This is a genomic window from Pseudomonas sp. LBUM1672 (genome assembly GCF_059695655.1).
The window spans coordinates 4,211,747-4,236,267 of record NZ_CP166781.1 but is presented as its reverse complement, the minus strand read 5'-3'; the positions used below and the strand labels follow the sequence as shown (position 1 = coordinate 4,236,267).

At 60.4% G+C, this 24,521-nt stretch carries 23 protein-coding genes; 14 read left to right on the top strand and 9 right to left on the bottom strand.

The genetic code is table 11. From position 1 onward, the window contains the following. Window positions 1–152 precede the first annotated feature (152 nt). Window positions 153–1,334: an acetyl-CoA C-acyltransferase family protein gene (locus ACA053_RS19375; RefSeq protein WP_497393429.1), complete on the bottom strand. Its 1,182-nt coding sequence runs from the start codon at window positions 1,332–1,334 to the stop codon at window positions 153–155. Continuing rightward, window positions 1,331–2,113, bottom strand: a complete 783-nt coding sequence (locus ACA053_RS19370) for an enoyl-CoA hydratase (protein WP_497393427.1) — start codon at window positions 2,111–2,113, stop codon at window positions 1,331–1,333. Before ACA053_RS19370 ends, ACA053_RS19375 begins: the two co-directional genes overlap by 4 nt. 217 nt (window positions 2,114–2,330) lie before the next feature. On the opposite strand from ACA053_RS19370, the gene ACA053_RS19365 reads away from it, so the two are divergent. From ACA053_RS19365 to ACA053_RS19330, 8 genes are all read left to right on the top strand, one after another. Continuing rightward, a complete protein-coding gene (locus tag ACA053_RS19365; RefSeq protein ID WP_497393425.1) occupies window positions 2,331–3,434 on the top strand; it encodes a polyamine ABC transporter substrate-binding protein in 1,104 nt (367 codons plus the stop codon). 31 nt (window positions 3,435–3,465) lie between these two features. Beyond that, window positions 3,466–4,884: an aminotransferase gene (locus ACA053_RS19360; RefSeq protein ID WP_497393424.1), complete on the top strand. Its 1,419-nt coding sequence runs from the start codon at window positions 3,466–3,468 to the stop codon at window positions 4,882–4,884. A 53-nt stretch (window positions 4,885–4,937) separates the two neighbouring features. Next, a complete protein-coding gene (locus ACA053_RS19355; protein WP_497393423.1) occupies window positions 4,938–5,774 on the top strand; it encodes a helix-turn-helix transcriptional regulator in 837 nt (278 codons plus the stop codon). A 224-nt stretch (window positions 5,775–5,998) separates the two neighbouring features. Then, window positions 5,999–6,559, top strand: coding sequence for a hypothetical protein (locus tag ACA053_RS19350; RefSeq protein WP_497393422.1), 561 nt, complete (start codon window positions 5,999–6,001; stop codon window positions 6,557–6,559). Window positions 6,560–6,974: 415 nt separating this feature from the next. Beyond that, window positions 6,975–7,337, top strand: coding sequence for a DUF6124 family protein (locus tag ACA053_RS19345; protein ID WP_497393421.1), 363 nt, complete (start codon window positions 6,975–6,977; stop codon window positions 7,335–7,337). A gap of 334 nt (window positions 7,338–7,671) precedes the next feature. Beyond that, window positions 7,672–8,172: a sigma-70 family RNA polymerase sigma factor gene (locus ACA053_RS19340; protein ID WP_109633302.1), complete on the top strand. Its 501-nt coding sequence runs from the start codon at window positions 7,672–7,674 to the stop codon at window positions 8,170–8,172. A gap of 40 nt (window positions 8,173–8,212) precedes the next feature. Beyond that, window positions 8,213–9,187 carry a FecR family protein gene (locus tag ACA053_RS19335; protein ID WP_497393420.1) on the top strand — a complete coding sequence of 325 codons (975 nt, stop codon included), beginning with the start codon at window positions 8,213–8,215 and terminating at the stop codon, window positions 9,185–9,187. 97 nt (window positions 9,188–9,284) lie between these two features. After that, window positions 9,285–11,708, top strand: coding sequence for a TonB-dependent siderophore receptor (locus ACA053_RS19330; RefSeq protein ID WP_497393419.1), 2,424 nt, complete (start codon window positions 9,285–9,287; stop codon window positions 11,706–11,708). A gap of 116 nt (window positions 11,709–11,824) precedes the next feature. On the opposite strand, the gene ACA053_RS19325 is transcribed toward ACA053_RS19330, so the two are convergent. Further along, window positions 11,825–12,976: an MFS transporter gene (locus ACA053_RS19325; RefSeq protein ID WP_497393417.1), complete on the bottom strand. Its 1,152-nt coding sequence runs from the start codon at window positions 12,974–12,976 to the stop codon at window positions 11,825–11,827. A gap of 275 nt (window positions 12,977–13,251) precedes the next feature. Here ACA053_RS19325 and ACA053_RS19320 point away from each other — a divergent pair, with 275 nt between their 5' ends. After that, a complete protein-coding gene (locus ACA053_RS19320) occupies window positions 13,252–14,442 on the top strand; it encodes an aromatic ring-hydroxylating oxygenase subunit alpha (RefSeq protein ID WP_497393416.1) in 1,191 nt (396 codons plus the stop codon). Here ACA053_RS19320 and ACA053_RS19315 read toward each other — a convergent pair. Beyond that, window positions 14,439–14,714: a hypothetical protein gene (locus ACA053_RS19315; protein ID WP_497393415.1), complete on the bottom strand. Its 276-nt coding sequence runs from the start codon at window positions 14,712–14,714 to the stop codon at window positions 14,439–14,441. The genes ACA053_RS19320 and ACA053_RS19315 overlap by 4 nt on opposite strands. A 220-nt stretch (window positions 14,715–14,934) precedes the next feature. Between ACA053_RS19315 and ACA053_RS19310 the strand changes: the two genes are divergently transcribed. Then, window positions 14,935–15,927, top strand: a complete 993-nt coding sequence (locus ACA053_RS19310) for a diaminopimelate epimerase (RefSeq protein ID WP_497393414.1) — start codon at window positions 14,935–14,937, stop codon at window positions 15,925–15,927. Window positions 15,928–16,037: 110 nt separating this feature from the next. Here ACA053_RS19310 and codA read toward each other — a convergent pair whose 3' ends face one another. From codA to ACA053_RS19285, 5 genes are all read right to left on the bottom strand, one after another. After that, the gene (codA, locus tag ACA053_RS19305) at window positions 16,038–17,282 is read right to left on the bottom strand and encodes a cytosine deaminase (RefSeq protein ID WP_497393413.1); all 1,245 of its coding nucleotides are present in this window, start codon (window positions 17,280–17,282) and stop codon (window positions 16,038–16,040) included. A gap of 13 nt (window positions 17,283–17,295) precedes the next feature. Beyond that, the gene (codB, locus tag ACA053_RS19300) at window positions 17,296–18,567 is read right to left on the bottom strand and encodes a cytosine permease (protein WP_497393411.1); all 1,272 of its coding nucleotides are present in this window, start codon (window positions 18,565–18,567) and stop codon (window positions 17,296–17,298) included. Between the two features lie 296 nt (window positions 18,568–18,863). Continuing rightward, window positions 18,864–19,697, bottom strand: a complete 834-nt coding sequence (locus ACA053_RS19295; protein WP_497393410.1) for an alpha/beta fold hydrolase — start codon at window positions 19,695–19,697, stop codon at window positions 18,864–18,866. Window positions 19,698–19,974: 277 nt separating this feature from the next. After that, window positions 19,975–20,331, bottom strand: coding sequence for a 6-carboxytetrahydropterin synthase QueD (gene queD, locus ACA053_RS19290; RefSeq protein WP_008152165.1), 357 nt, complete (start codon window positions 20,329–20,331; stop codon window positions 19,975–19,977). 84 nt (window positions 20,332–20,415) lie between these two features. Next, window positions 20,416–21,495 (bottom strand): hypothetical protein, encoded by a 1,080-nt coding sequence (locus ACA053_RS19285; RefSeq protein ID WP_109633289.1) that lies wholly within the window; start codon window positions 21,493–21,495, stop codon window positions 20,416–20,418. A gap of 324 nt (window positions 21,496–21,819) precedes the next feature. Here ACA053_RS19285 and ACA053_RS19280 point away from each other — a divergent pair, with 324 nt between their 5' ends. The 4 genes from ACA053_RS19280 to ACA053_RS19265 are packed head-to-tail and all read left to right on the top strand — an operon-like array spanning window position 21,820 to window position 24,415. Then, window positions 21,820–22,128 (top strand): PepSY domain-containing protein, encoded by a 309-nt coding sequence (locus tag ACA053_RS19280; protein ID WP_109633287.1) that lies wholly within the window; start codon window positions 21,820–21,822, stop codon window positions 22,126–22,128. Further along, window positions 22,128–22,433, top strand: a complete 306-nt coding sequence (locus ACA053_RS19275) for a PepSY domain-containing protein (protein ID WP_497393409.1) — start codon at window positions 22,128–22,130, stop codon at window positions 22,431–22,433. Before ACA053_RS19280 ends, ACA053_RS19275 begins: the two co-directional genes overlap by 1 nt. A 3-nt stretch (window positions 22,434–22,436) precedes the next feature. Then, the gene (locus tag ACA053_RS19270; protein ID WP_109633283.1) at window positions 22,437–23,105 is read left to right on the top strand and encodes a response regulator transcription factor; all 669 of its coding nucleotides are present in this window, start codon (window positions 22,437–22,439) and stop codon (window positions 23,103–23,105) included. Continuing rightward, a complete protein-coding gene (locus ACA053_RS19265) occupies window positions 23,102–24,415 on the top strand; it encodes a sensor histidine kinase (protein ID WP_497312559.1) in 1,314 nt (437 codons plus the stop codon). The genes ACA053_RS19270 and ACA053_RS19265 overlap by 4 nt, the downstream gene beginning before the upstream one ends. Window positions 24,416–24,521 lie beyond the last annotated feature (106 nt).

Below are 24,521 nucleotides of genomic sequence, written 5' to 3'. Positions count from 1 at the left end.
AATTTTTTAAGCAATGCGAGCAACACCTACAGCAGCACCGAACAGACGCATTTACCCTGATAAAAAATCAGAGTGCATACCAACCGGCCTGAGGTTGCAGGGTTGCCCTGCAACCTGGAGTCTGCGACGTTCAATCACCGTCGCACTGACGTTTAAACCCGCTCAAAAATCGCCGCAATCCCCTGACCACCACCAATGCACATGGTCACCAACGCATATCGCCCGTTGATGCGCTGCAGTTCGTGGATGGCTTTGGTGGCAATCATCGCCCCGGTAGCGCCCACCGGGTGACCGAGGGAAATACCCGAGCCGTTCGGGTTGACCTTGGCCGGGTCGAGGTCCAGTTCCTGGCTGACTGCGCAGGCCTGCGCGGCGAAGGCGATGTTGGCTTCGATCACGTCCATATCCGCCACGGTCAAGCCTGCGCGTTTGAGTGCCAGGCGCGTGGCGGGAATCGGTCCCAGGCCCATCAGTTCCGGCTCGACACCGGCATGGGCATAGCTGACCAGGCGGGCGAGCGGACGCAGGTTGTTAGCCTGAACCGCGTTGCCTGTTGCCATGACCAATGCAGCGGCGCCGTCGTTCAGGCCCGAGGCATTGCCGGCCGTGACCGAACCGTCGCTCTTGAACGCTGGCTTCATCTGCGCGAGTTGTTCCAGGGAGGTGGCGCGCGGGTGTTCGTCGATGCTGAACAGCGTCGTTTCCTTGCGACCACGGATTTCCACCGCAGCGATCTGCTCGCTGAAGTAGCCATTGGCGATGGCGAACGCGGCGCGCTTTTGATCTTCCAGGGCGAGGGCGTCTTGCATGTCGCGGGTGATGCCATTGCGCTGGGCGATGTTCTCGGCGGTGATGCCCATGTGGATGCCGTGGAACGGGTCATGCAGGATACCCAGCATGTAGTCGATGGCCTGGACATTGCCCATGCGTGCACCCCAACGAGCGGACGGCATCAGGTACGGGCCGCGGCTCATGGACTCGGCACCGGCGCCGATCGCAATCTCGGCGTCGCCCAGCATCAAGGTCTGGGCCGCGCTGATAATGGCTTGCAGGCCGGAACCGCACAGGCGGTTGACGTTGTAGGCGGGGGTTTCCTTCGGGATGCCTGCGTTCATCGCGGCGACCCGGGAGATGTACGCATCGCGGGTTTCGGTCGGGATCACGTTGCCCATCACCAGATGGCCGATTTGCGCCGGGTCCACGCCGGAGCGTTCCAGGGCGGCCTTGACGGCCGTGGTCGCCAGATCGGCCAGCGGGACATCTTTGAGCGAGCCGCCAAAGGAGCCGATGGCGGTGCGTGCGGCGCTAACTACAAATACGTCTGGGGTGTTCATGAAGGCGTTCCTGTCGATGGGTTCTTTTCAATGGTGCGATTAAGGAGTGCGTTCAACGCCGCCTGCGCTTCCGGGGTTTGCAGGCGCTTGATGAACAGCAAGTTCTCTTGGCGAATGGTGGCTTGCAGTTCCGGCATCGAGGTCTGTTTGAGTAATTGCCGGGACTGACGCAGGGATTCCTGGGGCAGCGCCAGCAGTCGACGAGCCATGTGTTCGGCGGCCGCCAGGCACTGTTGCCCGTCGTCGAACAGTTCGTTGGCCAATCCGCACGCGACGGCGGCGGCACCGTCCAGGCTGTCGCCCCACAACAGCAGACGCGTCGCCCGGGCATGACCGAGCAGGCGTGGCAGCAGCAAGCTCGCGCCGAACTCCGGGCACAGGCCCAGGTTCACGAACGGCGTGCGTAACCGGGCATTGCGCGTGACCAGCACCTGATCGCAATGCAGCAGCAGGGTGGTGCCGATCCCGATGGCTGCTCCGCACACGGCGGCGATCAACGGTTTTTGCAGGTGGATGATCACGCGCATCAGGCGAAACGCCGGGCTGTCCAGATCGGTCGGCGGATGCTGGAGAAAATCCGCCAGGTCATTACCGCTGGTAAAGCACGAGGCTCCACCCGTGAGGATGATCACGCCAATGTCGGCGTCTTCGTCCGCTGCCAGCAACAGGTCGCCCAGCTGCGTGTACATACTGTTGTTCAGCGCGTTGAGTTTGTCGGGGCGGTCAAAGGTCAGCGTCAGGACGCCTTCGTGTCGTTCTTGTTTGATCAGGTCGTTCATGTACGTGCCCTGGGTGATCTCTATGCAGGGCACTCTAAGCGCGGGACCGGCGCTGGATCTATGACAAAACAGGTCAACGAAACTGCTGCTTTTTGCCATGTCGGGTCATCGCAAGGCTCACACACCCATTCGGGGTATGGCGCGGTCGGCTGAATCGACCAATAGTGGATTCATCCGCTCATCCAGATCGGAACTCGCTTGATAAGGTGAATTTGCTATGCGCAAGGCCTTCTTGGTGATGCTTGGTGCGTTACTTGTGCCGCTGTCGGTAGCCGTCCGCGGCGCCGAAGTGGACGATAACAACACGTTGCGGCTGTACAACTGGGCGGATTACATCGGCGAAAAAACCATTGCCGACTTTCAGAAAGCCACCGGCATCCGCGTGATTTACGACACGTTTGATGCCTATGAAACGGTGCAGGCCAAGTTGCTCACCGGTCACTCCGGCTATGACCTGGTGGTGTTGAACGCTTCTCTTGCACCGCCGCTGATCAAGGCCAAAGTGTTCCAGCCGCTCGATAAAAAGTTGTTGCCGGGCTGGACCAACCTTGACCCGAAAGTCTTGCAGGACTTGCAGGGCTTTGATGCCGGCACGCTGTACTCCGCGCCTTACACCTGGGGCAGTAACGGCATTACTTATAACGTCGACAAGATCAAGGAGCGTATGCCCGACGCGCCAATTGGTTCGCTGGCGATGATCTTCGATCCGAAAATCGTCTCGCGCTTCGCCGATTGCGGCGTGACCCTGGTCGATGCGCCCACTGAAGTCATTCCGCTGGCGCTGAAGTACCTGGGACGCGACCCGAGAAGCGCCGCGCCGGCCGATTTGGAAGCGGCGCAAGCGTTGCTGTTGTCCATCAGGCCTTACATCCGTAAGTTCGACTCGGTCAATTACCTGACCAGCCTGCCCAATGGCGATGTGTGCATGGCCATGACCTGGTCGGGCGACTACGCAACTGCCATGGCCCGCGCCGAAGAGGCCAAGTTGAAGATCAAGCTGGCCTATTTCATTCCCAAGGAAGGCTCGCTGATCTGGTTCGACAACCTGTACATCCCCGCCGATGCGCCCCATGTGGCCAACGCGCACAAGTTCCTCGATTACTTGATGCAGCCACAAGTCATGGCCGACGTGACGGACTTCATTCATTACGCCAACAGCAACGCGGCGGCCACGCCGTTGGTGCACGCCGATGTGCGCAACAACCCGGCGATTTATCCCGATGACGAAACGCGCCAGCGGTTGTTTCCGCAAAAGACGCAGGACGCGAAAGAGATGCGCGCCATGACCCGGGTCTGGAGCACGGTAAAGAGCGGGATCTGATTGTTTAATTGTTCGGTTTGAGGTTTTTTGTATGGCGACTCCAATCAAGAAAGTTGTGTCCAACGTTGATAATGCGCAACTGGTCAAAGCCGACAAAGCGCACTACATGCACGGCTATCACATGTTCGACGAGCACGCCGAACAGGGCGCGCTGAACATTGTGGCCGGTGATGGCGCTTATATTTACGACACCCAGGGCAACCGCTTTCTGGATGCGGTCGGCGGCATGTGGTGTACGAACATCGGTTTGGGCCGTGAAGAAATGGCACTGGCGATTGCCGATCAGGTCCGTCAATTGGCGTACTCGAACCCGTTTTCCGACATGTCCAACAACGTCGCCATCCAGTTGTGCGAGAAACTCGCCAGCCTCGCTCCCGGCGATCTCGATCACGTATTCCTGACCACCGGCGGCTCTACCGCCGTGGACACCGCGTACCGGTTGATTCAGTACTATCAGAACTGCCGCGGCAAACCGGAAAAGAAGCACGTCATCGCCCGTTTCAACGCGTATCACGGCTCCACCACCCTGACGATGTCGATCGGCAACAAGGCCGCCGACCGCGTGCCGGAATTCGATTACGCCAATGACAAGATTCACCACGTCTCCAATCCCAATCCTTACCGGGCGCCGGAGGGCATGGACGATGCGCAGTTTCTCGAGTTCCTGATCAAGGAGTTCGAAGACAAGATTCTCTCCATTGGCGCGGACAAGGTCGCGGGCTTTTTTGCCGAGCCGATCATGGGCTCCGGCGGCGTGATCATTCCGCCCAAGGGTTACCTGAAACGCATGTGGGAAGTCTGCCAGCGCTACGACATTCTGTTTGTCGCCGATGAAGTGGTGACCTCGTTCGGGCGTCTCGGCAAGTTCTTCGCCTCGTATGATCTGTTCGATGTTCAGCCGGACATCATCACCACCGCCAAGGGGCTGACTTCGGCTTACTTGCCATTGGGCGCCTGCATTTTTTCCGAGCGGATCTGGAAAGTCATCGCCGAGCCCGGCAAAGGTCGCTGCTTCACTCATGGCTTCACTTACAGCGGCCACCCGGTCTGCTGCACGGCGGCGTTGAAGAACATTGAAATCATCGAGCGGGAAAACCTGCTGGAGCATGTCGACGTCGTCGGCGAGTATCTGGAACAGCGTCTGGCGACACTCAGCGACTTGCCGCTGGTAGGCGATGTGCGCTGCCAGAAGTTCATGGCCTGCGTGGAATTCGTCGCCGATAAACGCACCAAGGCGTTGTTCGCCGACGAGATCAACATTGGCGAAATGATTCATTCCAGGGCGCAGGCCCGAGGGTTGCTGGTGCGGCCGATCATGCACCTCAATGTCATGTCGCCGCCGCTGATCCTGTCCTGCGCGCAGGTGGATGAAATCGTCGAGATCCTGCGGGTGTGCATTCTTGAAGTGGCGGGAGAGCTTGAGCAGAACGGCCAGTATTTCGGCCAATGAGTTCGTCGACTCCGCGGTTACCAGGTGTCGGCTCACCCGCTAGACTGCGGGGCATGAGCAAACCAAACGACGACACGTTGATCGCATTGCCTTTCGGCGCCTTGCATAAATGGCACGGCGAAATGCGCCAGGCATTCGCCCATATCGATGAACCCGACGCGCTGCACTTCCTGGCGTCGGCCTTCGGGCATCTGGTGGCCATCGAATCGGTGATGATCAGCCTGGAACACAAGGACCGCCCGCCGCAGCTGTTGTATCAGCGCGGCATTCCGGAAAAATACCGGGAGTCGATCATCGACCGCTATTTTTCCGGGGGCTACCTGCTCGACCCTTTTTGCCTGGCGGTGGAGCAGGGGCTGGCCGAAGGGTTTTATCACCTGGAGGACATTGCCCCGGACAACTTCTTCGACAGTGAGTACTACAAGACTTACTACTTGAAGGCCGGGAGTTCGGAAGACAGTTTTTACATTGTCGATACCGGCCATGACACCCAGGTGTCGGTGAGCCTGTTTCAAGGTTTTGGCGGGGAAGGGCTGCGGGTTGAGCAACTGAATCTATTGCGGGCGGTCGAGCCGCTGGTGCGCGAATTCATCAGCGAATTTGGACGCCGGGGCTTGCAGCACAGCGCCGTCAATGAGGGCTTGCGTGACGATCTCAAGCAACGCGTGCAGTCGGCCTTCGAAAACTTTGGCTGCGACTTGCTGACCGAGCGCGAGCGCGAAGTGGCGCACATGGTGCTGCGCGGGCATTCCGTGAAATCTACGGCCAGCCAGATGAGCATCTCGCCGGAGACGGTGCGCATGCACCGCAAGAATCTTTATCTGAAGTTGGAGATCGGTTCACAGTCGGAGTTGTTTGCACTGTTTATCGAGTGGCTGCGCAAGCACTGATCCAACCGCCAGATCTGATCCCTGTGGGCGTGCGATTGAGGACGGGATGAGTGACTGAGGCGAATCCTCGAACCGCTACGGATCTGACGTTTGTTTTTTTCGGTCAATATTGAGGGTCGATGGGTCGCAGCTCGTCGAGGTTCAACTAGAATTCCAGACGTAGGCAGGCAGGTTGCAGCCTCGCTCAAACAACAAAAATATTGCGAAACAAGGGGCATTCAACCTTGAAAATCTCAGCCCTCTGCGCTACCGGGAGCCTGTTGGTTTCGACTGCGGCGCCTGCCACCGGAATTATTCCTGTCCTCGAACTGGACTTCACAAGACCGGCTGTCGAGACCCTGAAAAAACTCGGCATCGACGACGCGTGTATTGTTGCCGCCTCCAACCCTGCAGCGTTCACTTACTGTCGTGAAGGATCATCGACGCTCTGGAAATATCAGGCGCTCGATCTGGAGCAACAGGCGTCGATCCTTAGAGGCGAACATCGGCCTGCCACGGACTACGGGCGAATCACGGTCGTGGAAGTTGACAGCGCCGCTTGCCTGGAAGATGCCCCTGCGCCTTTGATCAAGCCGGCAATCACTCGCGGGTTAGCCTTGGGCGCGATCTTGCTGTTTTTGTTGATCGGCTTTCGATACGTCTACCGGGCAATCATGCGCCAACGCTACGACCACGCCGTGCTGGCGGACACGTCCTTGCAGCGATTTCCCGGATTCTTGCCGGCGAAGGCGTTGGGAGCTTTTGGTATTGCCGCTGGTGTGGCGCTGGCTTACTGCTTCTGGTGACATCACCGGTAACAGCGTTCGTCCGGACAATTCGATCAATTGTGTGAGCGAGTCTGCTGCTTTTTCGGAGTACATGTTTAAAGACGTTTAAGGTTACTTCCTGAAAGCTACAGCGCCTTGCGCCATTACCTACGACTACGCCAGAATCCGCCGGCTTGTGCGCTTTGGACGCCCTCGGTAACTTGATCCCCGTCACTGATTCCCAGTGATCGGGTTTAGTAGCCCGAGGTTTGAGAAAGTGTGCACAAGCGTCTGTCAGACAGGTATTTCCATGCCTGTACCTGATGGTGGCTGTGCGCAGGGCGCCCTCGGGCGCGCCGGCTTTCGCACTTTTCCCCGGTCTACTAACCTGCGTACAGCCGCCACCCCTCGTATTAGTAGCGAGGCGTGGCTGCCCAATCAGGAAGGTGTGAATATGTGCAAAGTTACTCCAAACCCGCCAGACACTGATCCGGCATCCCCCTACGAATCACTCGATTCCAAAAAACTCCACGATGCCGCCGAACGCGCCCTCGACCATTACCTCAACCCCGCCGCCCTCAAAATCCCGGTCATTCGCAAACCGAGCACCATGTTCATGATCGCACCGGACATCAAAGACGAAGACCTGCTGGCACACACCTGCGAATCACTGGCCTCGGCCAGCGTCATGACCGCCGATTTCGCGGCCTACCTGGAAGGACCGCATCGGCATACGGCGCTGGGAATCCAGCAGATCATCATGCAGGCGGAACTGGCGGTGAACCGGATGATGGATAACGTCGAAGTGCCGAAGTAACACCGGGCCCCTGTGGCGAGGGAGCTTGCTCCCGCTTGAGTGCGCAGCACTCACAAGATTTGCATGCATTGCGAAAATCTTGGGGCTGCTGCGCAACCCAGCGGGAGCAAGCTCCCTCGCCACAAATGTGTTAACGCCTTTTAGATTTGAAAACTCCCCACCAACTGATTCAACCGCCCAGCCTGCCGCTCCAGCTCGGAAGACGTTTACAACGGCCCCTGCAGCGGGGGCCGTTGGCTCGACTGACTAACGGCGACCCTGCCGATGTGGAATCCATTGCTTCCCCTTAATAGGAAGCATTACTATTCACGCCCCGTCTCCACAGCACACCGCAATGACCCCCAAGTTGCCCCGCAGACACGGCTTTTTCGAGCATTACGAAGAGTTGGTTGGCACCTGGACCCGTCGCCTGAGAAATCGTCAGCAGGCTGAGGACCTGGCCCACGACACCTTCGTGCGGGTGCTTGAGTCCGATTCGTCGGCGGTGGAGCAACCCCGGGCGTATTTGCACCAGACCGCGCGCAACATCGCGGTGGATGGTTATCGGCGTGAGGACCGGCGGGGCGCCATGGAGTCGGAGGCGGTTGATCACAGTGCGTCGTCGTCCGGCGACCCGGAGCATTTCATGCATGCGATCCAGTTGGCTGATTCCATCGAACGGGCGCTCACCGAGCTGCCGGTCAACTGCCGCAAAGTGTTCGTCTGGCAGAAGATCGAAGGCCTGACCCAGGCGGAAATCGCCGAACGCCTGGGACTGTCCAAGAACATGGTGGAAAAGTATATGATCCGCACCTTGCGGCATCTGCGCGACCGCCTCGACGGACTGCACCCATGATCGCCCGCGCCTTCTCACCCCCAGCCAAACAGGAACTTCCATGATGGATACTCGTGATTGTGCGTGCGGGCAAACAACGGTTCGCGACGACGCGGCGCGGTGGTTTGTGCGTTTGCAGGAACCGGCCGTGGATGTCGAGGAGTACCGCCGTTTCGAAGCCTGGCTGGCTGAACATCCTCAGCATCGTGATGAGTTCCAAGTGCTCCAGGGCCTGTGGTCGGCCGCCGATCTGCTGCCCGCCAAGCGTCTGCAAGCCCTGTGCGAAACCCCGCCGGCCCGGCGTAAACGTCAGCCGCTGGTGCGTTACGCGGTGGCGGCCAGTGTGTTGGCCGTGGCGCTCGGCTTGGGGCTGTTCAGCGGTTTGAATCACCCGGCGACCTACACCGCCGAATATTCCACGGCTTTGGGCGAGCGCCGTCATGTGGCGTTGCCCGACGGCTCGGTGATCGACCTGAATAGCCGCAGCCGCGTTCAGGTGCGCTATGAAAAGGACCGTCGCGGCATCGAGCTGACTGAAGGCGAAGCCATGTTCAGCGTCGAGCACGACAGCAACCGGCCGTTTGTGGTCGAGGCGGGCAGCGGCAAGGTGACGGTCACCGGCACGCGCTTTGATGTGCGCCGCGACCTCACCGAAACCCGTGTGGCGGTGGAGCAGGGCACGGTCAAGGTCCAGGGTCAGGGACCGGATGTCATCAGTCTCACCGCCGGCCTCGGCACTCGCGTCGATGCCCAAGGCGTGGTGGCTGCCGCTTACGCGGTCAATCCGGCAGAACTGACCGCGTGGCGCAGCGGCAAACTGGTGTTCAACAACGCCAGCCTTGCCGAGGTCGCCGCAGAAGTCTCGCGTTACCGCGAGAAGCCACTGACGGTAGGCAACGACAAAGTGGGCAATCTGCGCCTGACCAGCGTGTTCAAATCCGACAACACCGACGCGCTGCTCAAGGCCTTGCCGAGCATTTTGCCGGTGGCCGTACGAAACCTCGACGACGGCAGTCAGGAAATAATTTCAAAATAGATTCAGGTTTTTTTTGAGTTCTTCGTCTTCTTGTCCAACTGCAACTGGTTTGCATTAACAGCCGCACACTCTTGCGATCTACAGGACAATGTTCGACGTGAAGAAAACCACCGCTAAAAACAACAATTCACCTTGGTTGCGGCTCGCGCTCGCCCTGGCCGTCAGTGCCGCGCTACCCCAGGCGTTCTCCGCCGACGGCATCCATATTGCGGCGCAGCCGTTGGGCCAGGCCTTGAGTGAGCTGGGTCAGCAAACGTCGCTGCAGGTTTTCTTCAGTCCTGAACTGGTGGCCGGCAAACAGGCACCCGCCGTCGACGGCGACCTCTCTCCGGAACAGGCCTTGCGCCAATTGCTGCAAGGCAGCGGCCTGCAATACCAGATCGATGAAGGCTCGGTGACCCTGAAGCCGGCGCCGACTTCCGCTGCGGCCGGCCCGATCGAACTGGGCGTGACCGACATCAAAGTGGTCGGCGACTGGCTCGGCGATGCCGACGCAGCGGTGGTGCAGAACCATCCCGGCGCACGTACGGTGATCCGCCGCGAAGCGATGGTCGAGCAGGGCGCCATGAATGTCGGCGACGTGTTGAAACGCGTGCCCGGCGTGCAAGTGCAGGAAGCCAACGGCACCGGCGGCAGCGACATTTCCCTGAACGTCGGCGTGCGCGGCCTGACCTCGCGCCTCTCGCCGCGCTCCACGGTGCTGATCGACGGTATACCGGCAGCCTTCGCGCCGTACGGCCAGCCGCAACTGTCCATGGCGCCGATTTCCTCCGGCAACCTCGACAGCATCGACGTGGTGCGCGGCGCCGGTTCCGTGCGTTATGGACCGCAGAACGTCGGTGGCGTGATCAACTTCGTCACCCGCGCGATCCCGGAGAAAGCCACCGGTGAAATCGGCACCACCCTGGAAACTTCCCAGCACGGTGGCTGGAAGCACATCGACACGGCGTTTCTCGGCGGCACCGCCGACAACGGCATCGGCATGGCGCTGTTGTATTCCGGCGTGAACGGCAACGGTTACCGCGAGCGCAACAACGGCAATGACATCGACGACGTGATGCTCAAGACCCACTGGGCGCCGACCGATGTCGACGATTTCAGCCTCAATTTTCACTACTACGACGCCAGCGCCGACATGCCCGGCGGCCTGACCCAGGCGCAGTACGACGCCAATCCGTTTCAGTCCGACCGCAACAATGACAACTTCAGCGGACGCCGCAAGGATGTCTCGTTCAAGTGGACGCGGCAGCTCGACGACCGCACCCAGGCCGAAGTGCTGACTTACTACACCGACAGCTTCCGTGGCAGCAACATCGCCGCTCGCGATCAGAAAACCCTGGGCTCGTTCCCGCGCACCTACTACACCATCGGCATTGAACCGCGGGTGTCCCGTGTGTTTGACGTCGGTCCGACCACCCAGGAAGTCAGTGTCGGTTATCGCTACCTCAAGGAAGCGATGCACGAGCAGGCCAGCCGCCTGGCGCTAGTCAACAACGAGCCGGTGATTCGTCCCGGTTCGGACGGCCATGTGTACCAGGATCGCACCGGCGGCACTGAAGCCAACTCGGTGTACGTCGACAACAAAATCGACGTCGGCAACTGGACCATCACCCCCGGCATTCGCTTCGAACACATCAGCACCGACTGGCACGACCGCGCCGTGCTCGACACCGCCGGCAGGCGTGTACCGGAGAAGAACCGCAGCATCGAAAGCAACGAGCCGCTGCCGGCCTTGAGCGTGATGTATCACCTGTCGGAAGAGTGGAAGCTGTTCGCCAACTACGAAACCTCGTTCGGCAGCCTGCAGTATTTCCAGCTGGGTCAGGGCGGGACGGGGGACGAACCCGCCAATGGCCTGGAGCCGGAAAAGGCCAAGACCTATGAGGTCGGCACGCGCTACAACAATGAAGTGTGGGGCGGCGAGTTGACGGCGTTCTACATCGACTTCGATAAAGAGCTGCAATACATCAGCAACGACGCGGGCTGGACCAACCTCGGTGCGACCACGCACCGGGGTATCGAGGCGTCGGTGCACTACAACATGGCGGCACTCGACCCACGGCTCGACGGCCTGACCGCCAATGCAGGCTTCACCTACACCCGCGCGGTGTATGAAGGTGATATTCCAGGCTTCAAGGGCCGTGACCTGCCGTTCTACTCGCGCCAGGTGGCGACCGCCGGACTGCGCTACGACATCAACCGCTGGACCTACAACCTCGATGCGTTTGCCCAGTCCAAGCAGCGCTCACCGGGCGTTGCGGTGAACGCCGATGGCAGCTTCACCAACAACTACATCACCGAAGGCTCCGCTGATGGTCAGTACGGCGATATCCCGGGCTACGTGACCTGGAACGTGCGCGGCGGTTATGACTTTGGTTCGCAGCTGTCGAACCTGAAAGTCGGCGCCGGTGTGAAAAACATCTTCGACAAGCAGTACTTCACCCGCTCCAGCGACAACAACTCGGGGATGTACGTCGGCGCGCCGCGCACGTTCTTTGTGCAGGCCAGCGTCGGGTTCTGATAGACCGAGTTGACCCCATCGCCAGCAGGCTGGCTCTCACATTGATCTCTGCTAAACACACAATTTGTGTTCACTGAAGATCCCCTGTGGGAGCCAGCCTGCTGGCGATAGCTTTATCAGACTTTCAACACCTTGCCGCCAATGGCCACCGCCACCAGCAACACCGCCATCAACCCAAACGCAAAACTCAAACTGCTGCCATGGGCGATAAACCCGATCACCGCCGGGCCCGCGAGAATCCCCGCGTAGCCCAACGTGGTAATGGCCGGCACCGCAATGTGCTCAGGCATGACTGTCTGTTTTCCGACCGCGGTGTACAGCACCGGCACGATGTTCGAGCAACCCGCACCCAATAACGCATAACCGACCAGCGCCGCCTCCCAGGCCGGTGCAAATGTCGCCAGTGCCAGTCCCGCCGCCGCCATCAGGCCACCGAACACCATCACCCGCGTCGCGCCCAGATGCCGGACAATCCTGTCGCCGGTCAGCCGCCCGGCGGTCATGGTCAGGGCAAACGCCGCGTAGCCCAGCCCCGCGTATGCCGTGTCGATCCCGCGTTCCTGCACCAGGAACACCGCGCTCCAGTCGAGCGCCGCGCCCTCGGCCAGGAACACGATGAAACACATGCCGCCGATAAACAGCACGATGCCATGGGGCACGGCAAACGCAGGTCCCGAGCTTTCGCTGCCGTAAGGCAACAGGTGCGGCGCCGCTTTAAGCAAGGCCAGCACCAGCACGACAATCACCACCGCCATCGCCCCCAGCGGCGACAGTCCCAGGCCGAGCAGAGCGCTGACACCCGCCGCGCCGACAATTCCGCCGAGGCTGAACATCCCGTGAAACCCCGACATCATGTTCTTGCCACTGGCGCGTTCGACGATCACCGCTTGCAGGTTCACCGTCGAATCCACCGTGCCCAGGCCCGCACCGAACAGGAACAGCGTGGCGATCAATGCCGGCACCGAAGATACCGTCGCCAGTAACGGCAACGCCACGCAGATCAACAACGTTCCCCCGGTCGCAACCCGACGGCAGCCGAAACGCGTGGACAAGAGGCCCGCCATCGGCATCGCCAGAATCGAGCCCACCCCCAGGCATAACAGCAACAACCCGAGCGTCCCTTCGTCGAGCCCGGCCCGTGCCTTGGCATACGGCACCAGCGGCGCCCAGGCGGCGATGCCAAGACCGGCGATGAAAAAGGCGATGCGGGTGGACATCTGCTCCAGGTGTCCGGGAACAAAGGTGGTTTGGGCATTGAGGCTGGTCATATCAATCCTTGGCAAAAAACGTCGCGTCTCCAAAGGACAGTGATCGACCGCTTAGGGTTCGATCATCACGTCCACGAGGATTCGCAGTCAGGCAGGGCTCCATCGTTGCACAGGGTGACCCTGTGCCGCGAGCGCACGTGCGGCTCTCCTCCGACCGGTATACAGGGGCTACCTGTTAGTTCTGACAGTTTACAGTGCCATTTTTTTCGAATAGAACGAAGGCTGTCGTTCAGGAGTCGTCGACGACTTTGCACTCAGGGCAGATAGGAGGCGATATGGACCATCCCACTCAGGTTTTACTCTTGAAGTCGTTGCTGACAATGATCGAGCAGCGCCAGACCAGCATGGCTGAAGACATCTACCTGAACCCGGTCGAGTCATACACCAGTCTTGATCAACTGCAACGGGAGCAACGGCACCTGTTCGACTCGCGACCGTTGATGATGGGCCTTGGCGCTCAACTCGCTTGCCCCGGTGACTATCTGACCGACGATTCAAGCGGTGTGCCGGTTCTGGTCGTGCGCAACAACGAAGGTTCGTTGAACGCGTTTATCAATGTTTGCCGGCATCGCGGTGCGCGGCTGCTGGACGGGGCGGGAAACGTCGCGGGTGCAATGACGTGTTCGTATCACGGCTGGGCCTATGGTCTGGATGGGCGGTTGCAACGGCTGAATCCGCCCGGGAGTTTTGACGGTTTGAGTTGTACCGAGCGCAACCTGACGCGTCTGAGTGTTGTGGAACAACAGGGGTTGATTTGGGTGCACCCGGCCCCGGGTGGGCAGATCAATCAAGCTGAAATACTCGGCCCGTTGGCCAATGAGATCCGTGATTTCGGCTTTGAGCATTACTCGCACTACGAAACGCGACGATTACGAAGGCGCTTCAACTGGAAGGTCGTGATCGATACGTTCCTGGAGAACTGGCACTTTTCCACCCTGCATCGGCAAACGGTGCTACCGATCTTTATACCGGGCATCAGTCATTTCGAAGGTTGCGGACCGCACTTGCGGCTGATCATGCCGCGTCGCTCCATTGTCGAACTGTTCGATCAACCCCAAGAACAATGGGATCTGCTCCGGCATTCGGCCATTATCTACGTGCTGTTCCCCAATACGCTGCTGGTCTGGCAGGGCGATCATCTGGAAGTGTGGCGGGTATTTCCCGCAGGCGCAGAGCGCGTCGATCAATGCCTGATCGACGTGTCGCTGCATGTCCCTACGGCACCTGCGTCGGCAAAAGAGAAAGCCTATTGGGACAAAAACATGACGTTGCTGATGGAGACCGTCGATTACGAAGACTTTCGAATAGCCAGACAGCTACAGAAAGGCTACCTGTCCCAAGCCCAGAAACATCTGACATTCGGTAAAAATGAGCCGGCACTGCAACATTTTCATTGTGCGATTCAGGCCGCGTGCCGTGACCCTGAAGGATTATCCAGCGCCCCGAAGCTCAGGCCTTCGTCTTAACGGTCCTGCACATTCATGAATTGGGCATTGAAGGTTTCGAACACCCGATCGACTTCGCTATAAGGAACGGCGCGGCCTTTATCGCAGGAGGCACATTGGTGAGGCATGTCGTTCCTGCCTCTGAGGAACAGGGGTTCATCGTGATTAATTTCGGCCATGGGGTTTGGCGCGGCTTCACCTGTGCCATTGCGAAAGGCGACTGTTGGATCGGCGATGACCACTGCGCCCAACACCAGGGTAACCAGCAGGGGCAGCAGGGAAGTCCGTTTCATGACCGTCCTCCGAACGCGAATCAGGAGCTTCACTGTGACCCGCCGGTGAAGGCATGTCTGCTGTCATAACTGACAGGTCTGCAGACTTGTTCGCAATAAGCGGCGATGGGTTTATAACTGTTCCACCGCGCGCTTGGCGTGACGCCGGGGCGGTATTTCATCGCCGCCAGTTGACGCCTACAGTACAGGCTCTTTTTCAGGCTGATTTCAGGACCGATCCATGACGCCGTTCTACGATGCTCGAGGCAATATCTACGCGGTGGTGACACCCGACGAGGTGCGCGGTAGCGGTATCGATTTGCCGAACCAGGCCAGCCACGCTGCGCAAATCCGCGAGCACTGGGCGTTGGCGGCCATCGAGTCGTTCTGCAAATGGGCACCCGGTACCCGACCGCCCGGCAGCAAAGACCATCGCTGCGACGGGCTGTTGGTGGGGCCGTTTCAATCGTCGCCGCCGTTTGATCTGTTGATCGTCAATACCGACGGCACCCTGGCCGAGCGCAGTGGCAATGGGCTGACGATTTTTTCCCAGGCGCTCAGCGAGCAAGGATGGATGCCGAACGAGCAGGCGTGCCTGCTGCGGGTTCATCACGATAAGCGCGATGCGGTTTCACCGGAGGAAACCACGGTGAAACCCGCTGAAGTCGACGGTGTGCAAGGGTTCTGGCTGGATCTGGGAAAACCTTCGTTCGGGCCGCAAGCCGTGGGTGCGCGCGAGGTTGAAGGCGTGGTGCTGAATGAACGCGAAGTCAGTCATGTGCCGCCGTTATCGGCGCTTGACCCGGTGTGGAACCGCAGCCAATTTGTGCGCATCGGCAATCCCCATTGCGTGACGCTGCTGACGAATGCCGACGCGTTGCCGAGCAATGAGCAGATGCGTGAGCCGCCCTTGGCGCAAGGCTTGTTGCGTATCGCCTACGCCGCGCCGACCGGAGCAGGGCTGCCGTGTCCGGCGGGGGTGAATTTGCAATGGGCGATGCTTGAGTCCGAGGGGCGCGTGGTGGCGCGGGTGTTTGAGCGAGGGGAAGGGCCGACGGCGTCCTCGGGCACCAGCGCCAGTGCGGTGGCGTGTGCGGCTTGGCGGGTGGGCTGGGTGGCGGCGGGGGAAGTGAAAGTCGTCATGCCGGGCGGCACGGCGCCGATTTTGTTGGAGGAGTCGAGGGGGGAATTGAGTCGGGTCAGGCTGTTCGGCACGGCTCGGTTGATGGGTTGATTGTTAGATAGCTATCGCGAGCAGGCTCGCTCCCACAGGAGGGGTGAGCCGATCACAAAACCTGTGGGAGCGGGCTTGCTCGCGAAGGGGCCCGCCCAATCAGCGAAAACTCAGAGCTGATCCGTCCATTCCACCACCGGCATCGTCCGCTTCATCAACACCTTGCCATCGCGCACCGAATACAACGGCAAGCCCTGACTGCGAATCACCTCGTAATCGCTGTCCGCCGACAGAATCAGCAAATTCGCCGGCCGTCCGGCCTCCAGCCCATAACGGTCGCCGAGGTTCATGGCCTTGGCGCTGTTATCGGTGACCAGGTCCAGGGCACTTTGCAGGTTGCGGTAACCCAGCATGTGGCAAATATGCAGCCCCGCTTCCAGCACCCGCAGAATGTTGCCGTTACCCAGCGGATACCACGGGTCAACGATCGAGTCCTGGCCGAAACACACGTTCATCCCCGCTTCCAGCAACTCATTCACCCGAGTCACGCCGCGGCGTTTTGGGAAGGTGTCGAAGCGCCCTTGCAGGTGGATGCTTTCGGTCGGGCAGGAGACGAAACTGATCCCCGAATGCCCGAGCAGGCGGAAGAGTTTGGCGCAGTAAGCGTTGTCGTAGGACCCCATCGCCGTGGTGTGGCTGGCCGTTACCCGCGAACCCATGTCACGACTGCGGGCTTCTTCGGCCAGCACTTCAAGAAAGCGTGAATGCGGGTCGTCGGTCTCGTCGCAATGCACGTCCACCAGGCAGCCGGTGCGCTCGGCCAGGTCCATCAGGTACTTCACCGAGCTGACGCCTTGATCGCGGGTGTACTCGAAATGCGGAATACCGCCGACCACATCGGCGCCCATGGAAATCGCTTCTTCCATCAACTCCCGACCGTTGCGGTAGGACTCGATGCCTTCCTGCGGGAACGCGACGATTTGCATGTCGATCAGGTGACGGCTTTCCTCGCGCACTTCGAGCATCGCCTTGAGCGCGGTCAGTTGCGGGTCGGTGACGTCGACGTGGGTGCGCACATGCTGGATGCCGTGGGCGGCGAGGGTCTGGATGGTTTTCTTCGCGCGGGTCTTGGTGTCTTCCTCGGTGATGGTCACCTTGCGTTCACCCCAGCACTCGATGCCTTCGAACAGCGTGCCGCTCATGTTCCAGCGCGGCTCGCCGGCGGTGAGGGTGGCGTCGAGGTGAATGTGCGGCTCGACGAAGGGGGGCACCACCAGATTGCCGCCGGCGTCGAGGTCGTCGGGGCCGAGGGTCGGGGCTTCGGTCTGACGGGCGATGGAGCGGATCAGGCCGTTTTCCAGGTGCAACTCATGCAGGCCTTCTTGGTTGCGCAGGCGGGCGTTGATGATGTGCATCAGGCGAATCCTTTTATAAATCTTGTAATGGCGCTTCAGCAGCACGGGCACCCAGTGCGCTGGTCAGTAGCACATACGTTAGCGCGGCAGCGGCAATCCCTACCAGTGGCGCGATCCAGGGTGAGCTGAACGCGGCGACAGTGCCCACGGCATAGGCGGTCAAACCGGGCCAGTTGAACGCCGGCAATCGAGCATCGGCCAGACGAGGATATTGACCACGATAGCGGTAGAAGAAATCCGCCATGATCACGCCGCCTATCGGCGGAATCACCGTGCCCAGCAGAATCAGGTACGGCACCAGCATGTCGTACATGCCCAGCAGCGCGAGCAAAGTGCCGATCACTGCGCCGGCCAGGGTCACGGTTTTGCGACGACCGGTGCGCAATAGGTTGCAGCCGGCGACGGCGAAGTTGTAGATGGTGTTGTCCTGGGTGCTCCAGATGTTGAGCAGCAACATGGCCATCGCGGCCATGGCGAACCCTTGCAACAGCAGCACTTCGACCACGTCCGGTTGTTGGTAGACGATGGCCCCGTAGGCACCGATCAATACCATCAGGCCGTTGCCGATAAAGAAGCCGATCAAGCTCGCCAGCACCGCGACCCGAGCGGAGCGGGAGAAGCGCGTCCAGTTGGTCGCCTGGGTGGCGCCGCTGACGAAGGTGCCGAACACCAGGGTGATCGCGGTCGACCAATCCAGCGTTCCCGTCGGGACCACCGCGAGCAACCCATCGATTCCGCCGACCTTCACCGTGGCGACCCACATCGACAGCATCAGCAGCAACATCATCGCCGGCACCGCGATGTAGGAGAGGATTTCCAGCCCGCGATAACCGACATACGCGGTGGCGCAAAACGCCAGGCCGAACAACACCATCAGGCCCAGCACGGTGCCTTCGTTCAGTTCGAAATACTTGCCCAGCACCACCGCAGCCGTGGCCGTGCCCCAGGCGTACCAGCCGATCTGGGTGAAGCCGAGGATCAAGTCGCTGAGCTTGCTACCCACTTCACCGAAACAAAAACGCCCCATCAGCACCGAGTTCAAACCGCTCTTGAAGGCGATGTAACCCAGGCCTGCGGCGTAGATTCCCAACAGCAGATTGCCGACGATGATCACCGCCATCATCTCGCCAAAACTGAACGCCACGCCAAGCTTGCCGCCGGCGAACATGGTGGCGGTGAAGAAGGTAAAGCCCAGCAGCACCATGGCGGTGGAGGCGAGGCCCTTGCGGGCATGCATCGGCACTTCGCTGAGGGGGTAATCGTTGCCCGGATCTTTTTGCGTCATGTGGCGTTCCTTGCTGAATGGGAAGACGCGGGAGGGGTTGCAGTGGTCGTGCCAAACGGGGATGGCTTAGTTATGTATAGCCGAGCCGGCGGGATTGACGCGGGAGAGGGCACAAAAGCGGTGCACCTGAAAGAACACCCTGCCCATGTGGGAGCGATCTGTGGCGAGGGGGTTTATCGAAACGTCGCACCGCCCCGTTGGGTCGCGCAGCGGCCCCAAAAGCTCTGGGACTGCTGCGCAGTCCAACGGGGATAAATCCCCTCGCCACAGGTCGCCCCACAAGGGATCCGGTTTGTTCAGGGAGATTGGATCAGGGGCAAAAACTTCAGCAACGCCGCGACGATGGCTTCCGGCGCATCCTCCTGAACCAGATGCCCGGCATTCGGGACGGGATAAAACTGCGACCCGGCCATCATCTGATGCAGCGCCCGTCCACGCTCGATGGGAATCCACTGATCATCCTCGCCCCACAGAATCTGCACCGGGCAACGCACCATCGGGTACAGCCCTTCGGCCTCACGGGTATAGCGCTCGTCCATCTGCGCAATTTGCCGATAGAACGCTGCTTGCCCGGGATCGCCCAGCCACGGTTGCACATAGGGGTCGAGTTCTTCATCGGGGATGTCGCGCTTGATCGCCCCGCGAATATACGCCGGCACAATCGCCCGCTGAATGTAATCGGGCAGCCCGCTGAACGCCGCTTCATGCTGGCGCACGTGCTGTACGAACGGCGAACCCCACGGTGTCAGCGCCACCGGATCGATCAGGGTCAGGCTGCGATAATCCTTGCCGTTCAGCAGGTGCGCGCGCAGCGCGGTGGCGCCGCCGAAGTCGTGGGCCACCACGTCCGGGCGCTCCAGTCCCCAATGGTCGAGCAAGTTCGCCAACAGGTCGTTCTGCACACCCAGCGACACATCGCCGGTGATTTTCTCGGATTGCCCGTAACCCAGCAGGTCGAAGTAATGCACCCGGTGGGTGGTGATGAAGTGCGGAGCAATGCGGTGCCACACGTAAGACGAAAAGGGCGTGCCGTGCACAAACACCAGCGGCGGGCCGTCGCCACGGACGGCGTAACGAACGGAATGCCCGTTGAAGCGATAGGTCTGAGCCAGCGGCCAGTCAGTCCTCATGGGGATGTCCTCTTGGCGTGTTCGAGCCAAAAAGCATAGGCATAAAAAAACAGCCGATGAAGGCTGTTTTTTGTATCACTGACGAAACGCATTCCCCCTGTGGGAGCGGGCTTTTGTGGCGAGGGGATTTATCCCCGTTCGGCTGCGAAGCAGTCGTAAAACCTGACAATTCGGTGTGACTGTCGGAATGCAGGGGGCCGCTTCGCAGCCCAACGGGGATAAATCCCCTCACCACAAAGGCTCCCACACAGGGGGTTGTGTTGTCTTTTAGAACGGCTTATTCGCCGTGATAGATGCAGCCACTGGTGCACGTCTCGTGAATGCGGATTGCGCTGAGTTCCGGCAGCAGCGGCTTCAGCTCTTTCCAGATGAACTTGGCCAGCACTTCGCTGGTCGGGTTTTCCAGGCCGGGGATGTCGTTCAGGTAGTTGTGGTCCAGGCGTTCGTACAGCGGCTTGAAGATCGCCTTGATTTCCGAGAAATCGCGGATCCAGCCGGTGTGCGGATCGAGGTCGCCGCTCAAGTGGATCGCCACTTTGAACGAGTGACCGTGCAGGCGGCCGCACTTGTGGCCTTCCGGTACGTGAGGCAGGCGGTGGGCGGATTCGAACGTAAACTCTTTGAAGATTTCCACAGTGATTTCAGCTCTGTCAGGTGGCGATCGCCGCGGCGATGTGGGCAGGCGGCGAGTTTACCAGAGCGTCGGGCAAAACACTGACTAAAGGGTCAGCAAGCGCTCGCCGAGGCGACCATTGGCGGCCAGTTCGAGGAACTCGTCACCCAGGCGACGGCTTTCATCCATCGTCGTACGCCAGTATTTCTGCCGGCTCGGGGCATCGCCCATGAAGCGTTTGAAGTCGTTGCGGTCCGGCAGCTTGCCGTAGGGCAGGCGCGCCAGGTAGTCCTTCGACGGCGCCAGCAGCAGAACATCCTGCAACCGTTCAGGGCAGGCCCGGCGCCACGGCAGGGTCTTGTCGAACCAGCCGGGAATGACCCGGTCGGTGAAGTGCGGATACAGCACAATGTCGTTGCCGCTGTAGGGCAGGTCGAGGTGATAGTCCAGCAGACCGCCATCGCGAAACGTCCCCGCGCCTGCGCCGGGCAGATCGCGCACTCCTTCCATCACCATCGGGATCGAGCCCGAGGCGAGCAGGGCCTGACGCAGATTGCCGGCATTCAGCGCAACGAAGCGCGACGGGAAATCATTCAGTGCATTGACCGGCGGCGCCAGGCGCGGGTCGTGGATGATCAGCCGTTCGAAGTGCCGCGACAGGCGCGCGCGACCGCGCAGGTTGTCAGCGATCACCGACGACAGGCCCAAACCGAGGCGTCCGCGATGATCATCCGCGAGCAAGCCGTGGCTTTTGACCACCATGATGTTCAGGCGGTAATGGGCGTTGTCCAGAATCGACGCATCGCGACCGTCGAGCAGTTCATCGAGCATGCGCCGGGAGCTCTGGCTGATCTGCGCCATGGTCACGCCCTTGTCGAAGTTCTGCTCGGTGTAGAGGTGACCGAGGCGCCGGATGCCTTCGGCGGCGTCCGGCAGACAGGCGCTGGCAAAACGCCAGGAACCGACCGACGCACCAATCAACGAACGCTCCCGCGGAGCTGTCGGCAGCCATTCGCCGAACAACGCCAGGTCCAGACCTTGAATCCCCAAGGCTTTCGGCCCACCGGCGGCACCCGGCAGCGTACCGACATCGGCGGCGCTCAAACCGTTTTCACGGATACGCGCCAAGGCACGCGGGCCGGCCTTGAGAGTCAGGGAAGGGAACTTGATGTGGATGGCGGTCATACCGGTCTCGATGTCTGGCAAGCGGGGGATTATAAACAGCTCAGGCATCACCACAAATCCACTGTGGGAGTGACCTGTGGCGAGGGGATTTATCCCCGTTGGGTCGCGAAGCGACCCCAAAAATTTAGGCGACAGCACATAATTTACGACTGCTTCGCAGCCGAACGGGGATAAATCCCCTCGCCACCAAAGCTCACTCCCACAGATTTTGTGCAGCTCTGCGATATCGAGGTGCCACTTCCAATGATGGCAATTCAGTTTCAGTTAAGTTCGCCTCGTTATGGTGCACCCCGTAGGCAATACATAAAAAATACGGAGACACCCATGAAAACCCTGACTGCCCTGTTCACCGCGTCCATCCTCACCCTGACCGCCAGCCTCGTCCATGCTCGTGACTTGGGCCCCGATGAAGCCCTGCGGCTGCGCGACGCTGGTACCATTGTGTCTTTCGAGAAGCTCAACGCCACCGCTCTGGCCAAACATCCCGGTGCCAAGATCACCGAAACCGAGCTGGAAGAAGAGTACGGCAAGTACATTTACCAGGTTGAGCTGCGCGACCCACAAGGCATTGAGTGGGATCTGGAATTAGACGCTGTCAGCGGGCAGATTCTCAAGGATCATCAGGATACGTAATGAAGGTGTGTTCATTTTCACGCATGGCGCTGGTACTGCTGGCGTTCTGCTCAGTCGTCATGGCCCGCGACCTCGACCAGGACGAAGCCCTGCGCTTGCGCCAGCAAGGCGTGATCCTGCCGCTGGAGCAACTGTTGAAGCAGGCGCTCGACCGCTACTCCGGCTCGAAACTGCTGGAAGCCGAGCTTGAAGAAAAACACGACGTCTACATTTATGAAGTCGAGCTGCTGACCGCCGAAGGGGTGGTCCGTGAGCTGGACCTCGACGCCACCACTGGCCAGTTATTGAAAGACAAGGAAGATTGATCGATGCGTTTGCTTCTGGTGGAAGACCACGTGCCGCTGGCCGACGAATTGATGGCCGGCCTCAACCGGCAGGGTTACGCCGTGGACTGGCTGGCCGATGGCCGCGACGCGGTGTATCAGGGCAGCAGCGAGCCCTATGACCTGATCATCCTCGACCTCGGCCTGCCGGGGTTGCCGGGGCTCGAGGTGCTGGCGCAATGGCGGGCCGGAGGTCTGGCAACGCCGGTGCTGATCCTCACGGCGCGCGGTTCCTGGGCCGAGCGGATCGAAGGCCTCAAGGCCGGCGCCGACGATTACCTGACCAAGCCGTTCCACCCCGAGGAGCTGCACCTGCGGGTCCAGGCGTTATTGCGTCGCTCCCACGGCCAGGCCAACCAGCCGACGCTCAAAGCCGCCGGATTGCACCTGGATGAAGGCCGTCAGTGCGTGACCCGCGACGGCGCCGACATCCAGCTGACCGCTGCGGAATTCCGCCTGCTGCGCTATTTCATGCTGCACCCCGAGCAGATCCTTTCCAAAAGCCACCTCGCCGAACACCTCTACGACGGTGAAACCGAGCGCGATTCCAACGTGCTCGAAGTTCACGTCAACCACCTGAGGCGCAAGCTCGGGCGCAGCGTGATCGAAACCCGTCGCGGCCAGGGTTACCTGTTCGGCGGACAAGCCCAGTGAGATCGATTCAGCGCCGCTTGAGTCTGGGGCTGATCAGCGTGATGGTGGTCGTCGGCCTGGTGCTGGCGCAAACCAGCTTGTGGTTGTTCGAAAAGGGGCTGCAGCGCTACCTCGAAGACGGTTTGCGCAACGACAGTGAAAACCTGCTGGTGGCGCTGGTGCGCGGGCCGGCGGGGTTGCAACTGGATGAGCGGCACCTGTCGCCAGCCTATCAACGACCGTTTTCCGGGCACTACTTCCGTATCGATTTTGCCGACAAGCATTGGCGCTCCCGCTCGTTGTGGGATCAGGAACTGCCGCCACTCGACCATCCCGGCCTGCACAGCAACCTGCAACTGGGTCCGGAGGGCCAGCAATTGCTGGTGCTGCGTTCGGATTATCGACGGCTCGGGCAATCGATTTCGATCAGCGTGGCGCAGGACTACACGCCGGTGCGCGAGAGCTTCCGGCGCATGCAGCAGATCGGTCTGGGCCTCGGGTTGGCGGGGCTGCTGCTGATTCTGCTGCTGCAACGCATCACCGTGCGCCGCGCCTTGCGTCCACTGGAAAAGGCCCGTGAACAGATCGCCCAGTTGCAGCAGGGCCAGCGCTCGCAACTCGATGATCAGGTGCCGGTGGAACTGGAGCCGCTGGTGGCGCAGATCAACCATTTGCTCGCGCACACTGAAGACAGCCTCAAGCGTTCGCGCAATGCCCTGGGCAACCTTGGGCATGCGCTGAAAACGCCGTTGGCGGTTTTGTTGAGCGTGGCTTCCAGCGAAAAACTCAACGCTCATCCCGAACTGCGCAAGCTCCTCAAGACGCAACTGGAACAGGTCCAGCAGCGACTCAATCGCGAACTCAACCGCGCCCGGTTGTCCGGCGATGCGCTGCCGGGGGCGTTGTTTGATTGCGATGGGGAACTGCCGGGGTTGTTGGCGACGTTGAACATGATTCACGGCGAACACTTGAACCTGAGCTACCGCGCACCGACCGGTTTGCAATTGCCATGGGATCGCGAGGATCTGCTCGAATTGCTGGGAAATCTCTTGGATAACGCCTGCAAATGGGCGGATGCCGAGGTGCGGTTGAGCGTGGTCGAGACGGCTGAGGGGTTTGAGCTAAGTGTGGAAGATGACGGGCCGGGGATTCCTGAGGCACAACGCGATCAGGTGCTGAACCGGGGAACACGGCTGGATGAACAGACGGATGGGCATGGGTTGGGGCTGGGGATTGTGCGCGATATCGTCGACACGTGGGGCGGGGTGATGAGGTTGGAGGAGAGCGAGTGGGGTGGGTTGCGTGTGGTGATTGAGTTGCCTAAGCGCTAGAACTTGAAATCCACCCCTCACCCTAACCCTCTCCCCAGGGGGTAGAGGGGACTCACCGAGTTGTTTTTTAGATATTCTGCGACCGAGGAAATAAAGACGAGCTCAG